1 protein-coding gene is annotated in these 15,574 nt (G+C 76.9%); it reads right to left on the reverse strand.

The features are described 5' to 3' along the window. Positions 1-37: 37 nt before the first annotated feature. Positions 38-15,532, reverse strand: a complete 15,495-nt coding sequence (locus NX794_RS17945; protein ID WP_258779561.1) for a type I polyketide synthase — start codon at positions 15,530-15,532, stop codon at positions 38-40. Between the last annotated feature and the right edge of the window lie 42 nt (positions 15,533-15,574).

Consider the following 15,574-nt stretch of genomic DNA (forward strand, 5'->3'; position numbering starts at 1 on the left):
CCTCTTCCTTGTCGGAGCGCGTCGTCCGGGTCGCGGTTCAGAGGGCGTCGTCGTCGCCCACGAGGTCGTCGAACGCCCGGCTGATCAGGTCCTCGGCGTCCATGGCGTCGAGCGACGCGCCGCCGGCCCCGGAGCCGTCCGCCGGGTCCGACGCGGGCCGCGCACCGGCGAGTTCGAGCAGGCTGTCCAGCAGGCCGGCCTCGCGCAGCCGCGCCACCGGAATGGCGGCGAGCGCGGCCCGTACCGTGTCGTCCTCACCGGGCCCGGAGTCCGGGGTGCGCGGGGCCAGTTCGGTGGCGAGGTGGCCGGCGAGCACGGCGGGCGTGGGATGGTCGAAGACGAGGGTGGCGGTGAGCCTGAGTCCGGTGGCCTCGTTGAGCCGGTTGCGGAACTCGACGGCGGTCAGGGAGTCGAAGCCGAGGTCCTTGAAGGGCAGTTCGTCCTCGAAGTCCTCGACGCCTAGCACCGACCGGGCCTCCTCACGGACGACGGCCAGCAGCCGTTCGGCGCGCTCCCCGGGTGCGAGGGCGGCCAGTTCGCGGCGCAGGGCCGACACGGCGGCCGACGCTCCGGACCCGGACCGGCGCGGCACGCGGACCAGTGACCGCAGCAGCGGTGCCGTACGGGTCGCCTCGCGCGGGGCGAGGTCGAGGCGGGCCGGCAGCAGGACGGGCTCGTCCCGGGTCACGGCGGTGTCGAACAGGGCCAGCCCCTCGGCCGGTTGGAGCGGCAGGACGCCGCCGGACGCCATCCGGCGGGAGTCGGTGTCGCCGAGCCGGTCGGCCATGCCGCCGCCGCCCGTCCAGGCGCCCCAGGCGAGGGAGACGGCGGGCAGGCCGAGCGAGCGCCGGTGTGAGGCGAGGGCGTCGAGGAAGGTGTTGCCGGCGGCGTACCCGGACTGGCCGGGGCCGCCGAGCAGGCCGGCGGCCGAGGAGAACAGCACGAAGGCCGACAGGGGCCGGTCGAGGGTGAGTTCGTGCAGGTTCCAGGCGGCGTCCAGCTTGGGCCGCAGCACCGCGTCCAGCCGTTCGGGCGTGAGCGAGGTGAGTACGGCGTCGGCGAGGACACCGGCGGTGTGCACGATCGCGGAGACCGGGTGCTCGTCCAGGACGCGGGCGAGGGCGGCCCGGTCGGCGGCGTCGCAGGCGGCCAGGGTCACCTCGGCGCCGAGCGCGGTCAGCTCCTCGCGCAGGCCGTCCGCACCGGGCGCCCCCGGTCCGCCTCGGCTGAGCAGCACCAGCCGCTCGGCGCCGTACGCGGTGACCAGGTGCCGCGCGACGATCCGGCCCAGGGCGCCGGTACCGCCGGTGACCAGGACCCCGCCGGAGAAGTCGGCCGGGGCCGCGGGCTCGGGCAGGCGCGGCGCCCGCACCAGCCGGGGCACGCGCACCGTGCCCTCGCGCAGGGCCAGTTGGGGTTCACCGGAGGCGACGGCGGCGGGCAGCAGCCGGCGTGCGGCGTCCGTGCCGTCCAGGTCGGCGAGGACGAGCCGCCCGGGGTGCTCGGACTGGGCGGAGCGGATCAGGCCCCACGCGGCGGCGGCACCGGGGTCGGTGACGTCCTCGGGGGCGGGCCCGGTCGCGCCCCGGGTGACCAGCACCAGGGTGCTGTCCGCGAACCGGGCGTCGGCCAGCCAGTCCCGCACGGTCGCGAGCAGCCTCCGCAGCCCGGCCCGGACCAGTTCCGCGCCCTCGCCGCCGGTGTGCACGACGACCAGGGTGTCCGGCGCCTGTCCGGCGGCCTGCGCGAGGTCGCCCGCGACGGTCACCTCGGCCACCTGGCCGGCCAGCGCGCCGGCCAACTCCCGCCCGGTGTCGTGGAGTACGGTCCATCGCCCGGCCTGCGGCGCCTCGGGCACCGGGACCGGCACCCAGTCCAGGGTGAACAGGTCGTCGTGCCCGCCCGCGGCGGCAGCGGCGATCCGCCCCGGGTCCACCTCGCGCAGCGACAGGGCGGCCACCCGGACAACCGGCCGCCCGGTCTCGTCGGCGGCGTCGAGGCGCACGGCGCCGGTGCCGGCCGGGGCGATCCGCACCCGGAGGGCGCTCGCACCCCGCGTGAGCAGCTCGACTCCGGCCCAGGCGAAGGGCAGCCGCATGCGCTCCTCGGCCCCCGCGCGCAGCCCGATGGCGTGCAGGGCGGCGTCGAGCAGCGCCGGGTGCAGGCCGAAGGCGGCGTCCCGCGTGGGGACGGTCACTTCGGCGTAGACCTCGTCACCGCGCCGCCAGGCCGCGCGCAGCCCCTGGAAGCGGGGGCCGTACTCGGCGCCGAGTTCCGCGAGCCGGTCGTAGAAGCCGTCCAGGTCGGCCGGTTCGGCGCCGGGCGGCGGCCAGGCGGTGAGGTCGTGGGCCGGTGCGGGGCCGGCGGGCCGCAGGGTGCCGGTGGCGTGGGTGGTCCAGGGGTCGCCGTCGGCCCGCGCGGCGTGCACGCGGAAGGCGCGGGCGCCGCTCGGGTCGGGTTCGCCGACCGCGCACTGCACGCGCACGGCGCCGTCCTCGGGGAGGACCAGCGGTTCGGTGACGGTCAGTTCGTCCACCGCGGCGCAGTCCACGCGTGCCCCGGCGGCGAGGGCCATCTCCAGGAAGGCGGTGCCCGGCAGCAGCGGCACCCCGCCCACGCTGTGGTCGGCCAGCCACGGGTGCTCGGCGAGGGAGAGGTGTCCGGTGAACAAGGTGCTGTCGGCGCCCGCGAGTTCGACGGCGGTGCCGAGCAGCGGGTGCCCGGCGGCCGGGCGCGGCAGGGCGAGGTCGCCGGTCATCCAGTGCCGGCCGCGCTGGAAGGCGTAGGTGGGCAGAGTGGAGCCGTCGCGGTGGGGCAGCAGGGGCGTCCAGTCGACGCCGGTACCGTGCATGTGCAGGGTGGCGAGCCCGGTGACCAGGGCCTCGGTCTCCTCGCGGTCCTTGCGCAGCAGCGGTACGACGGCCGTACCCTCCGGCAGGCACTCGCGGGCGGCAGCCGTCAGCGCGCTGCCGGGGCCGACCTCCGCGAAGTGCCGGACGCCGGCGGTGTGCAGGGCGGTGACGGCGTCGGCGAACCGGACGGCCTCGCGGGCGTGCCGTACCCAGTACTCGGGCGTGGACAGCTCGTCGGGGGCGGCCGGGGCGCCGGTGAGGGTGGACACCAGCGGGACGCGCAGGGTGCCGTACGACAGGGACGCGGCGATCTCCCGGAACTCGGCCAGCATGGGTTCCATCAGTGTCGAGTGGAAGGCGTGGCTGACGGCCAGCTCCCTGGTGCGCGCGAAGCGGGCGGCGAGGGCGCGGACCGGTCCGGCGGGCCCGGAGAGCACGACGGACCGGGGCCCGTTGACGGCGGCGATGCCGACACCGTCGCCCAGCAGCGGGGCGACCTCGTCCTCGGTGGCCGCCACGGCGATCATCGCGCCGCCCTCGGGCAGCGCGCCCATCAGCCGGCCCCGGGCGGCGACCAGCGTGCAGGCGTCCTTCAGGTCCAGTACGCCGGCGACATGGGCGGCGGCGAACTCGCCGACGGAGTGCCCGGCGAGCAGGTCGGGCCGGACACCGAAGGACTCCAGGAGCCGGTACAGGGCGACCTCGACGGCGAACAGCGCGGGCTGGGTGTACGCGGTGCGCTCCAGCAGCTCGGCGGAGTCCAGGACGTCGGCGAGCGGCCGGTCGAGCTGCGGGTCCAGGTGGGCGCGGACCTCCTCGAAGGCGGTGGCGAAGACGGGGAAGCCGGCCGCGAGCCGGGTGCCCATGCCGGGCAGTTGGGAGCCCTGGCCGGAGAAGAGGAACGCGAGCCGGCCGTCGGTCGCGGTGCCGGCGACACCGGCTCCGCGGCCCTGGGCGACGGCCCGGACGCCCGCGACGAGGTCGTCGTACGTGCGGCCGACGACGGCGGCACGGTGTCCGAGCCGGGTACGGGCGTGGGCGAGCGCGCCGGCGAGGCGGTGCGGGTCCAGGTCGCCGGTGCCGGACAGGTGGTCCAGCAGCCGGGCCGCCTGAGCGCGCAGGGCGTCCGGGGTGTGCCCGGACAGCAGCCACGGCACGGTGTCCACGGGGGGCGCGGGTGGCCGCGGGGCGGGCTCCTCGGCGGGGGCGGCCTCGATGACGACATGGGCGTTGGTGCCGGAGATGCCGAAGGAGGAGACGCCCGCGCGGCGCGGCCGGCCGGTGTCGGGCCAGGGCCGGGACTCGGTGAGCAGCCGCACGTTGCTCCCCTCCCACGCCACGTGCCGGGAGGGCCGGTCGATGCCGAGGCTGGCCGGGAGGGTCTCGTGGCGCAGGGCCTCGACCATCTTGATGACCCCGGCGACGCCGGCGGCGGCCTGGGTGTGGCCCAGGTTGGACTTGACCGAGCCGAGCCACAGCGGCTGTTCCGCGGTGTGCTCGGCGCCGTAGGTGGCGATGAGCGCCTGGGCCTCGATGGGGTCGCCGAGGGTGGTGCCGGTGCCGTGCGCCTCGACCGCGTCGACGTCGGCGGCTTTGACGCCGGCCGCTTCCAGGGCGCGGCGGATGACGCGCTGCTGGGCGGGGCCGCTGGGGGCGCTGATGCCGTTGGAGGCGCCGTCCTGGTTGACGGCGGTGCCGCGCAGCACGGCGAGGATCTTCCGGCCGTTGCGGCGGGCGTCGGAGAGCCGTTCCAGCAGCAGGACGCCGGCGCCCTCGCCGAAGCCGGTGCCGTCGGCGGCGTCCGCGAACGGCTTGCAGCGGCCGTCCCGGGACAGGCCCCGGTGCCGGCTGAACTCGACGAAGGTGCCCGGTGTCGCCATGACGGTCACGCCGCCGGCCAGCGCCAGCGAGCAGTCGCCCTGCCGCAGCGCCTGCGCGGCCAGGTGCAGCGCGACCAGCGAGGAGGAGCAGGCGGTGTCGACGGAGAGGGTGGGCCCCTCCAGGCCGAGGGTGTAGGCGACCCGGCCGGAGACGACGCTGCCGGAGCCGAAGCTGCCGAAGTAGTCGTGGTACATGACGCCCGCGAAGACGCCGGTGTCGGAGCCGCGCAGGGTGACCGGGTCGATGGAGGCGCGTTCCAGGGCCTCCCAGGAGGTCTCCAGCAGCAGCCGCTGCTGCGGGTCGGTGACGTCGGCCTCCTCGTCGTCCATGGCGAAGAAGGCGGGGTCGAAGTCGGCGGCGTCGTGCAGGAAGGCGCCGTGGCGGGTGTAGCTGGTGCCGGGGCGGTCGAGGGTGGGGTCGTACAGGGTCTCGACGTCCCAGCCGCGGTCGCTGGGGAACTCCCCTACGGCGTCCCGGCCTTCGGCGACCAGCCGCCACAGGTCCTCCGGGGAGGCGATGCCGCCGGGGAAGCGGCAGGCCATGCCGACGACGGCGATCGGCTCGTCCGCCGCGGCGCCCCGGGGGGCGGTGCGGGCGGTGGCGTCGGCGAGGGTGCCGGTCAGCTCGCCGAGCAGGTGGCGGGCGAATTCGGCGGGGGTGGGGCGGTCGAAGACGAGGGTGGCGGGCAGCCGCAGGCCGGTGGCGGCGGAGAGCCGGTTGCGCAGTTCCACGGCCGCGAGCGAGTCGAAGCCGAGTTCCCGGAAGGCCAGGGTGCGGCCGACGTCCTCGGCGGAGCGGTAGCCGAGGATGGTCGCGACATGGCTCCGCACCAGGTCGGTGAGGAACGGCTCGCGCTCCCCCGCCACCAGCCCGGCCAGCCGTTCCCGCAGCGCGTCCGCGCCCCCGGCCGGGCCCTGCCCGCCCGCGGTCCGGCGCACCGGCACGAGGGTCCGGAACAGCGGGGCCAGGTGCTCGCCCTGGGCGCGCAGCGCGGCCTGCTCCAGCTTCATCGGCAGCACGGCGGGCGCCTCCCCTCGCAGGGCGGCGTCGAACAGGGCGACGCCCTCCTCGGTGGCCAGCGGGGCGACACCGCCGCGCGCGATCCGGGTGAGGTCGGTGTCGTCCAGGGCGCCGGTCATGCCGCCCGCCTCGGCCCACAGGCCCCAGGCCAGGGAGTGCCCGGGCAGGCCGAGGGCCCGGCGGTGGGCGGCGAGGGCGTCGAGATAGGCGTTGGCGGCGGCGTAATTGGCCTGGCCGGGCGAGCCGAGGGTGGCGGCGGACGAGGAGAACAGCACGAACGCCGACAGGTCCAGGTGGGCGGTGAGTTCGTGCAGGTGCCAGGCGGCGTCCACCTTGGGCCGGAACACGGTGTCGAGCCGTTCGGGGGTGAGGGAGGTGAGCGTGCCGTCGGCGAGGACGCCGGCCGCGTGGATCACGGCGGTCAGCGGCCGGTCGGCCGGTACGGCGTCCAGCACGGCGGCGAGCGCGTCCCGGTCGGCGACGTCGCAGGCCGCGCTCGTCACCTCGGCGCCCAGCGCGGTGAGTTCGGCCGCCAGCTCGCCGGTGGCGCCGCCGCGGCTGAGCAGCAGCAGGTGTCGTACGCCCCGTTCGGCGACCAGGTGCCGGGCGAGGATGCCGCCGAGGGCGCCGGTGGCTCCGGTGAGGAGGACGGTGCCCGTGCCCAGGCTGCCGTCGGCGGGGGTGTCGTCGGTGACGCGGGTCAGGCGCGGCACCAGCAACGCGCCGTCGCGGAGGGCCAGCTGGGGTTCGCCCGTGGCCACGGCCTCGGCCAGCCGCGCCGGGTCCGGCTCCTGCCCCGCCTCGACCAGCACGACGCGGTCCGGGTTCTCCGACTGGGCCGAGCGGACCAGGCCGCCGGCCGCCGCGCCGGCCGGGTCGGTGCCGGTGACGACGACGAGGGTGGTGTCCGCGAGGCGCTCGTCGGCGAGCCGGGTGCGCAGGCCGTCCAGGACCGCCGCCACGGCCGCGCGGGTCTCGGCGGCGCTCGTCCCGGCCGGGGCGTGGAGAACTTCCAGGGCGGGGACGGGTGCCGAGGTGGCCGGTGCCGGCTGCCAGGCCACCGCGTACAGGGCGCCGGCGCGGGCCGAGCGGGCCGCGCCGGCCAGGGCCTCGGTGCGCAGCGGACGCAGGGTGAGCGCGTCGACCGTGGCGACGGGGGCGCCGGCGGGATCGGCGAGCGTCAGGGAGACGGTGCCCTCGCCGGTGGGCCGGACGCGGACGCGCAGCGCGGTCGCGCCGGTGGCGTGCAGCCGGACCCCGGACCAGGCGAACGGCAGCAGCGCCGTGTCCCCGGCGGCGTCGGTGAGGCCGACGGTGTGCAGGGCGGCGTCCGCGAGCGCCGGGTGCAGTCCGAAGCCGTCGGGGGCGGCGTCGGTGGCGACCTCCGCGTACAGGGCGTCCGGGGTGCGCCAGGCGGTGCGCAGGCCCTGGAAGAGGGGGCCGTAGCCGAGGCCGAGGGCGGCGAGTTCGTCGTACAGGCCGTCCAGGGGTACGGGTTCGGCGCCCCTCGGTGGCCAGGCGGTGAGGGGTTCGGGGGTGCCGGGCAGGGTGCCGGTCGGGGCGAGGAGGCCGTCGGCGTGCCGGGTCCAGGGCAGGTCCTCGTCGGGGTGCTCGGGGCGCGACCAGATGGTCACCGGGCGGGTGTCGCCCTCGGGTTCGCCGACGACCACCTGGAGCTGGACGGCGCCGTGCTCGGGCAGCACCAGCGGGGCGTGCAGGGTGAGTTCGGCGAGGTCGCCGCAGCCGACCTGGTCGCCGGCGCGCAGCGCGAGTTCCAGGTGCCCGGTGCCGGGGAACAGCAGCCGGCCGCCGACCCGGTGGTCCGCCAGCCAGGGCTGGGTGCCCGGGGAGAGGCGGCCGGTGAGGACGGCGCCCTCGCGGTCGGCGCGGACCATCGCGGCGCCGAGCAGGGCGTGGTCGGTGGGGGCGAGTCCGGCGGAGGTGACGTCGGCGCCGTTCGCGGTGCTGTCGAGCCAGTACCACTCCCGCTGGAAGGCGTAGCCGGGCAGCGGGACCCGGCGCGGGCGGCGGCCCTCGGCGACGGCGGTCCAGTCGACGGCGGCGCCGTGCGTGAAGGCCTCGCCGAGGGCGCCGAGCAGCCGGTCCCGGCCGCCCTCGTCGCGGCGCAGCGAGCCCACGGCGGCCACGGCGTCGTCGGTCTCCTGGATGCCGACGGTCAGTACGGGGTGCGGGCTGGACTCGATGAACAGCCGGTGTCCGTCGCCGATGGCGGCGCGTACCGCCTGCTCGAACAGGACGGTGCCGCGCAGGTTGGTGTACCAGTACCCGGCGTCCAGTTCCGTGGTGTCGACGGGGGCGCCGGTGACGGTCGAGTAGAACGGCACCTGCGCGGCGCGCGGTGCGATGCCGGCGAGGTCGTCGGCCAGCCGCTCGCGCAGGGTCTCGACGTGCGCGCTGTGGGAGGCGTAGTCCACCGGGAGGCGCTTGGCACGGACCTTCTCCTCCCGGAGCAGGGCGAGGAGTTCGTCCAGGGCGTCGGGGTCGCCGGACACCACGGTGAAGGCGGCGCCGTTGACGGCGGCGACGGAGATCCGCCCGTCCCACGCGGCGATCCGGGCGCGGACGGCGTCGGCGCCCTCCCCGACGGACATCATGCCGCCCGAGCCGGACAGGTGTTCGGCGATGGCCCGCGAACGCAGGGCGACGACCCGGGCCCCGTCCGCCAGCGTGAGGGCGCCGACCGCGCAGGCGGCGGCGATCTCACCCTGCGAGTGGCCGATGACGGCGGCCGGGGTGACGCCGTGGCTGCTCCAGGTGTGCGCCAGGGACACCATCACGGCCCAGAGGAGAGGCTGTACGACGTCCACGCGGTCCAGTTCGCCGCGCAGTTCGGCGTCGAAGTCCCAGTCGGTGTGCGGGCCGAGGGCGGCGGCGCACTCCGCCATCCGGGCGGCGAACACCGGGGACTCGGCGCTGAGCCGGGTGGCCATGCCGGACCACTGGGAGCCCTGGCCGGGGAAGACGAACACGGGCCGGGCGCGGCCGGTGGCGCTGCCCTGGACGAGACCGCGGGCGGTGCCGCCGTCGGCCAACGCGGCCAGCGCGCCCCGCAGTTCGGCGGTGTCGGTGCCGGTGAGCGCGGCGCGGTGGGTGAAGCGGGCGCGGGTGGTGGCCAGGGTCCAGCCGATGCCGGAGGGGTCGAGTCCGGGGTGGGTGTCGAGGTGGGCGAGGAGTGCGGCGGCCCCTCCGGCGAGCGCGGCGGGTGTCCTGGCGCTGAGCAGCCAGGGCACGGCGAGGCCCTCGGGTGCGGTGGGCGCGGGCTGGGTGGGCGCGGGCTCGGCGGGCGCGGGCTCGGCGGGCGCGGGCTCGGCCGGGGCGGGCGGGGCCTGTTCGAGGATGACGTGCGCGTTGGTGCCGGAGATCCCGAACGAGGAGACACCGGCCCGGCGCGGCCGGCCCGGCTGCGGCCACTCCCGCCGCTCGGTCAGCAGCCGGACGTTGCCGGCCGCCCAGTCGACCTTGGTGGAGGGCTGGTCCACGTGCAGGGTCCTGGGCAGTACGCCGTGCCGCATGGCCTGCACCATCTTGATGACACCGGCGACACCCGCGGCGGCCTGCGTGTGCCCGATGTTGGACTTGACCGACCCGAGCCACAGGGGCGCCTCGCGGTCCTGGCCGTAGGTCGCGAGCAGGGCCCCCGCCTCGATCGGGTCGCCCAGGGTCGTACCGGTGCCGTGCGCCTCGACCACGTCGACGTCGGCGGTGGTCAGGCGGGCGTTCTCCAGCGCCGCGAGGATGACCCGTTCCTGCGAGGGTCCGTTGGGGGCGGTCAGGCCGTTGGAGGCGCCGTCCTGGTTGACGGCGGAGCCGCGCACGACGGCCAGCACCTCGTGCCCGTTGCGGCGGGCGTCGGACAGCCGCTCCACGACCAGCACGCCGACGCCCTCGCCCCACACCGTGCCGCCCGCCGCGTCGGCGAAGGCGCGGGTACGGGCGTCGGGGGCGAGCGCGCCCTGCCTGCTGAACTCGACGAACGTCTCCGGGGTCGCCATCACGGCCACGCCCCCGACCAGCGCGAGGCCGGACTCGCCCTGCCGCAGCGACTGCGCGGCCAGGTGCAGCGCGACCAGTGAGGAGGAGCAGGCGGTGTCGACGGAGAGGGAGGGCCCTTCCAGGCCGAGGGTGTAGGCGACGCGGCCGGAGATGATGCTGCCGGAGCCGAAGCTGCCGAAGTAGTCGTGGTACTGCACCCCGGCGAACACTCCGGTACGGCTGCCCTTGAGGCTCAGCGGGTCGATGCCGGCGTGCTCCAGCGCCTGCCAGGACGCCTCCAGCAGCAGTCGCTGCTGGGGGTCCATGACCAGGGCCTCCTTGGGGCTGATGCCGAAGAAGGGGGCGTCGAACTCGCCCGCGTCGTGCAGGAATCCGCCCTCGCCGACGTAGGAGGTGTCGGGGCGCTGCCGGGTGGGGTCGACCAGGCGGTCCACGTCCCAGCCCCGGTTCGCCGGGAAGGCGGAGATCGCGTCGGTGCCGTCGGCGACCAGCCGCCACAGGTCGTCGGGGCCGCGCACGTCACCGGGGTAGCGGCAGGCCATGCCGACGATGGCCAGCGGCTCGTCCGCGCGCGCCGTCCCGCCGCGCCGGGCACCCCGCCGGGCGCCGGTACGGGCTCCACCGACGAGGGTGCCGAGGTGGGCGGCGAGCGCCTCGGGCGAAGGGTGGTCGAAGACGAGAGTGGCGGACAGCCGCTGCCCCAGCTCGGCGGAGAGGGAGTTGCGCAGCTCGATCGCGGCGAGGGAGTCGAACCCGAGGTCCTTGAAGGCCCGGTCGGTCTCCACGCCGACCGGGTCGGTGTGCCCGAGGACGGCGGCGACATGGGCGCGGACCGTGTGCAGCAGCGCCTCGGCGCGCTCCTCCTCCCCGAGTACGGCCATCCGCTCGGTGAACCCGCCGCCGGCGCCCTCGGCGGCGGCCTCCCGGCGCACCGGCCGGCCCGCGAGCGCCCGGAACACGGGGGCGAGATCCGGGCCCTGTGCGCGCAGCGCGGGCAGGTTCAGCCGCACCGGCACCAGCGCCGGACGTCCGGCGCGCACGGCCAGGTCGAACAGGGCGGTGCCGTCCTCGGCCGCCAGGGCGGTCATGCCGCCGCGTGCCATCCGGGCGCGGTCGGCTTCCGCCAGCGAGCTGGTCATGCCCCCGGCCGGCGCCCAGGGACCCCAGGCCAGGGACAGCGCGGGCGCGCCCTGGGCCCGCCGGTGGACGGCGAGGGCGTCCAACAGGGCGTTGGCGGCGGCGTAGTTGCCCTGGCCCGGTGCGCCGACGGTGCCGGCGACGGACGAGAACAGCACCAACGGCACGTCGTCGCCGACGAGTTCGTGCAGGTGCAGGGCGCCCAGTGCCTTCGGGGCGAGGACGGTGTCCAGTCGCCCGGGGGTGAGCGAGGAGACCACGCCGTCGTCCAGGACACCGGCCGCGTGGACGACGGCGGTCGGCGGGTGGCCGTCCGGGAGGCCGGCCAGGACGGCGGCGAGGGCGGCGCGGTCGGCCACGTCGCAGGCGTGGGCGGTCGCCGTGGCGCCGAGGGCGGCCAGTTCGGCGATCAGCTCGTCCGCGCGGCCCGAGCGGCTGAGCAGCGCGAGGTGCCGGACGCCGTGCGCGATGACCAGGTGCCGGGCGAGGACCGGGCCGAGCCCGCCGGTGGCACCCGTGAGCAGCACGGAGCCCTCGGGGTCGAGAGTCAAGCCAGTTGTGTCGGACGGGACCTCGGCGCGCACGAGGCGGGCCGCGTACGCGGTGCCCGCCCGCAGCGCGGTCTGCGGTTCGCCGGAGGCGAGGACGGCGGGCAGGACGGCGTCGGCGTCCGCGCCGGGTTCCAGGTCGAGCAGGACGAACCGGTCCGGGTTCTCCGATTGGGCGGAGCGCACCAGCCCCCGGACGGCGGCACCGGCCAGGTCGGGCACGTCCTCCCCGGCGACGCTCACCGCGCCCCGGGTGACGACGGCCAGCGGGCGCGGGTCGGCGTCCTGGAGGGCGGCGAGCGCGGTGTGCAGGGCGGCGCGGACGGCGTCGGCGTCGGCGCCCGGGGCGCTGTGCAGCACCCGGTACTCGGCCGCGGGGGCGTCGGAGTCGAGGAGCAGCGGCGCCCAGTCGAGGACGAAGAGGGCGTCGGCGGTGGTGTCGCGGGCGGCGCGCAGGTTCGTCAACGGGCGGGCGGCGAGCCGGGCGACCGTGGCGACGGGGGCGCCGGTCGCGTCGGCGAGGTCGACGGCGAAGGCGTGCTCCCCGTCGGGCACCAGCCGGGCACGCAGCACGGCGGCGCCGACGGCGTGCAGGGTGACGCCCGCGAACAGGAACGGCAGCCGGGCGGTGTCGTCGGCCGAGCCGTCACCGAGCAGGGCGAGGGCGTGCAGGGCGGCGTCGAAGGCGGCCGGGTGCAGGCCGAAGCGGGGCGCGTCGGCGGCGGACCGCTCGGGCAGCCGTACCTCGGCGAAGAGTTCCCCGTCGCGGTGCCAGGCGGCCGTGAGCGCCTGGAAGGCGGGCCCGTACTCCAGGCCGGCGGCGGCGTGCCGCTCGTACAGGCCCGTGGTGTCGAGGGGTTCGGCGTCCTCGGGGGGCCAGACGTCCAGGCGGGTGCCCGGGGTGTCGGTGGCGGCGGTGAGGAGGCCGGAGGCGTGCCGGGTCCAGGGGGCGTCGGCGGGCAGCGACTCGGCGCGGGCGTAGACGTGCACGGTGCGGGCGCCGGCCGGGTCGGGTGCCCCGACGGCGACCTGGACGCGCGTGCCGTCGTCCGCCGGGAGCACCAGCGGCACCTCCAGGGCCAGTTCCTCCAGCCGGCCGCAGCCGACCTGGTCCCCGGCGCGTACGGCGAGTTCGACCAGGGCGGTGCCGGGGACGACGACCGCGCCGCCGACGACGTGGTCGGCGAGCCAGGGGTGGGTGCGGACCGCGAGCCGGCCGGTGAGCACGGCCCCGTCGGAGCCGGCGAGCACGGTGGCCGCGCCCAGCAGCGGGTGGTCGGCGGGGTCGAGGCCGGCGGAGCCCACGTCGCCGACCGGTGCGGACGTCTCGGGCCAGAACCGCTCGCGCTGGAAGGCGGTGGTCGGCAGGTCGACGGTGCGGGCGCCGGTGAACAGCGCCGGCCAGTCCACGCTCGCGCCGGCCGTCCAGAGCCGGCCGAGGGCGGTCAGCAGGGTCTCGGTCTCGTCCCGTTCCCGGCGGCCGGCGGCGGCGAGGACGGCGTCGGTGCCGTCGGCGGCCAGGCACTCGCGGGCCATGGCGGTCAGCACCGCGTCCGGGCCGATCTCCAGGTAGCGGGTGACGCCCTCGGCGGCGAGCGCGCGGATCCCGTCGTGGAAGCGGACCGCCTCGCGTACGTGCCGTACCCAGTACTCCGGGGTGGCGAGGTCCGGGCCCGCGGGGGTGCCGGTGAGGTTGGAGACCAGCGGGAGGGTCGCCCGGTGGAAGGTGAGCCCCGCCACGACCGCGCGGAAGCCGTCCAGCATCGGTTCCATGAGCGGGGAGTGGAAAGCGTGCGAGACCTTCAGCCGGCGGCTCTTGTCGAAGCGGGCGGCGATCGCCTCGGCCTCGTCGGCGTCGCCGGAGATCACCACGGAGTCGGGTCCGTTGACGGCGGCGATGCCGACCCGCCCGGTGAGCAGCGGCCGTACCTCGTCCTCGGTGGCGCGTACGGCGATCATGGCGCCGCCCTCGGGCAGCGCCCCCATCAGCCGGCCGCGCGCGGTGACCAGCGTGACCGCGTCCTTCAGATCGAGGACGCCCGCGACATGGGCGGCGGCTATCTCGCCGACGGAGTGCCCGGCGAGGTGGTCGGGGAGCACACCCCAGGACTCCACCAGCCGGTACAGGGCGACCTCGTAGGCGAACAGCGCGGTCTGGGTGCGGGCGGTGCGGTGCAGCGGGGCGGGGTCGTCGCCGAGGACGAGGTCGCGCAGCTCGGCGTCGCCGGTGCGGGCGCAGATCTCGTCGAAGACACGGGCGAACACCGGGAAGCGGGCGTGCAGTTCGCGGCCCATGCCGGCGCGCTGGGCGCCCTGCCCGGTGAACAGGAACGCGGTCCGGCCCTTGTGGACCCGGCCGGCGGCGGCACCCTGGCCGCCCTCGGCGATCCGGGTGAGGGCCGCGAGGAGCGCGTCGCGGTCGGCGCCGAGGGCCACGACCCGGTAGGGCTGGGCGGTGCGGGTGGCGGCGAGGGAGTACGCCACGTCCACGGGGTCTGCGACGCCTCGCGGGTCCGCCGCGTCCAGCGGGCCTGCCACATCTGGCATGCCCGGTGCGCCGACGGCGGCCAGGAGGCGGGCGGCCTGCTCGCGTACGGCGCGCTCGGTCCGGCCGGACACCACCCACGGCAGCAGCGGGGGCGCCGTACGCGGTGCGGGCTCGGCCGGTGCGTCCGCCTCCGTCGCCGCCGTCTCGGCGGGGGCCTCCTCCAGGATGGTGTGGGCGTTGGTGCCGCTGGCGCCGAAGGAGGAGACGGCGGCCCGGCGCGGGCGGCCGGGGTCGGTCCAGGGCCGGTTCCCGGTGAGCAGCCGGACCTGGCCCTGGTCCCAGTCGACCTTGCCGGACGGCGTCTCGGCGTGCAGGGTCCCCGGCAGGACGCGGTGCCGGATCGCCATGACGGCCTTGATGATGCCGGCGACCCCGGCGGCGGCCTGCGTGTGCCCGATGTTCGACTTGACCGAGCCCAGCCACAGCGGGGTCTCGGGGGCCCGGTCCTGTCCGTAGGTGGCGAGCAGGGCCTGCGCCTCGATGGGGTCGCCGAGGGTGGTGCCGGTGCCGTGCGCCTCCAGCAGGTCCACGTCGGCGGGGCCGAGGCGCGCGGAGGCGAGCGCGGCCCGGATGACGCGCTGCTGAGAGGGGCCGTTGGGGGCGGTGAGGCCGTTGGAGGCGCCGTCCTGGTTGACGGCGGAGCCGCGCACGACGGCCAGCACCTCGTGGCCGTTGCGGCGGGCGTCGGACAGCCGTTCCAGCAGCAGCATGCCGGCGCCCTCGCTCCAGCCGGTGCCGTCGGCGGCGTCCGCGAAGGACTTGCAGCGACCGTCCGGGGCGAGGCCGCGCTGCCGGGAGAACGCGATGAAGTTGCCCGGGGTGGACATCACGGTGGCGCCGCCCGCGAGGGCGAGGCCGCACTCCTTCTCGCGCAGCGCCTGCACGGCCAGGTGCACGGCGACGAGCGCCGAGGAGCAGGCGGTGTCGACGGTGACCGCCGGGCCCTCCAGGCCGAGGGTGTAGGAGACGCGCCCGGAGATGACGGCGGCCAGCACGCCGGTGCCGAGGGCGGCCTCGGTGTCCTGCGGCATCCGGGCCAGCAGGTCCTTGTAGTCCTGGCCGTTGGTGCCCGCGAACACCCCGACCCGGGCGCCGTGCACCGAGCCGGGGGCGATCCGGGCGCGTTCCAGTGCCTCCCACGACACCTCAAGGAGCAGCCGCTGCTGGGGGTCCATGGTGACCGCCTCGCGGGGGCTGATGCCGAAGAAGTCCGGTTCGAACCCGGCCGCGTCGGCCAGGAAGCCGCCGCGCCGGACGTAGCTCTTGCCGGTGGCGTCCGGGTCGGGGTCGTAGAGCGCGTCGACGTCCCAGCCGCGGTCGGCGGGGAAGTCGCCGATGGCGTCGGTGCCGTCGTGGACGAGCCGCCAGAACTCCTCCGGGGTGGTGACGCCGCCGGGGAAGCGGCAGCTCATCCCGACGATGGCGATGGGTTCCCGGTCCTGGGTCTCCACCTCGCGCAGCCGCTGCCGGGTCTGGGCCAGGTCGGCGGAGACCCGCTTGAGGTAGGAGAGCAGCTTGTCGTCGTTGGTCATCGGGTGTCGCCACTCCTGTGCGAAGAGGTGGACCGGGGCGCG

This window comes from Streptomyces pyxinicus (assembly GCF_024753135.1).
GTDB lineage: Bacteria > Actinomycetota > Actinomycetes > Streptomycetales > Streptomycetaceae > Streptomyces > Streptomyces pyxinicus.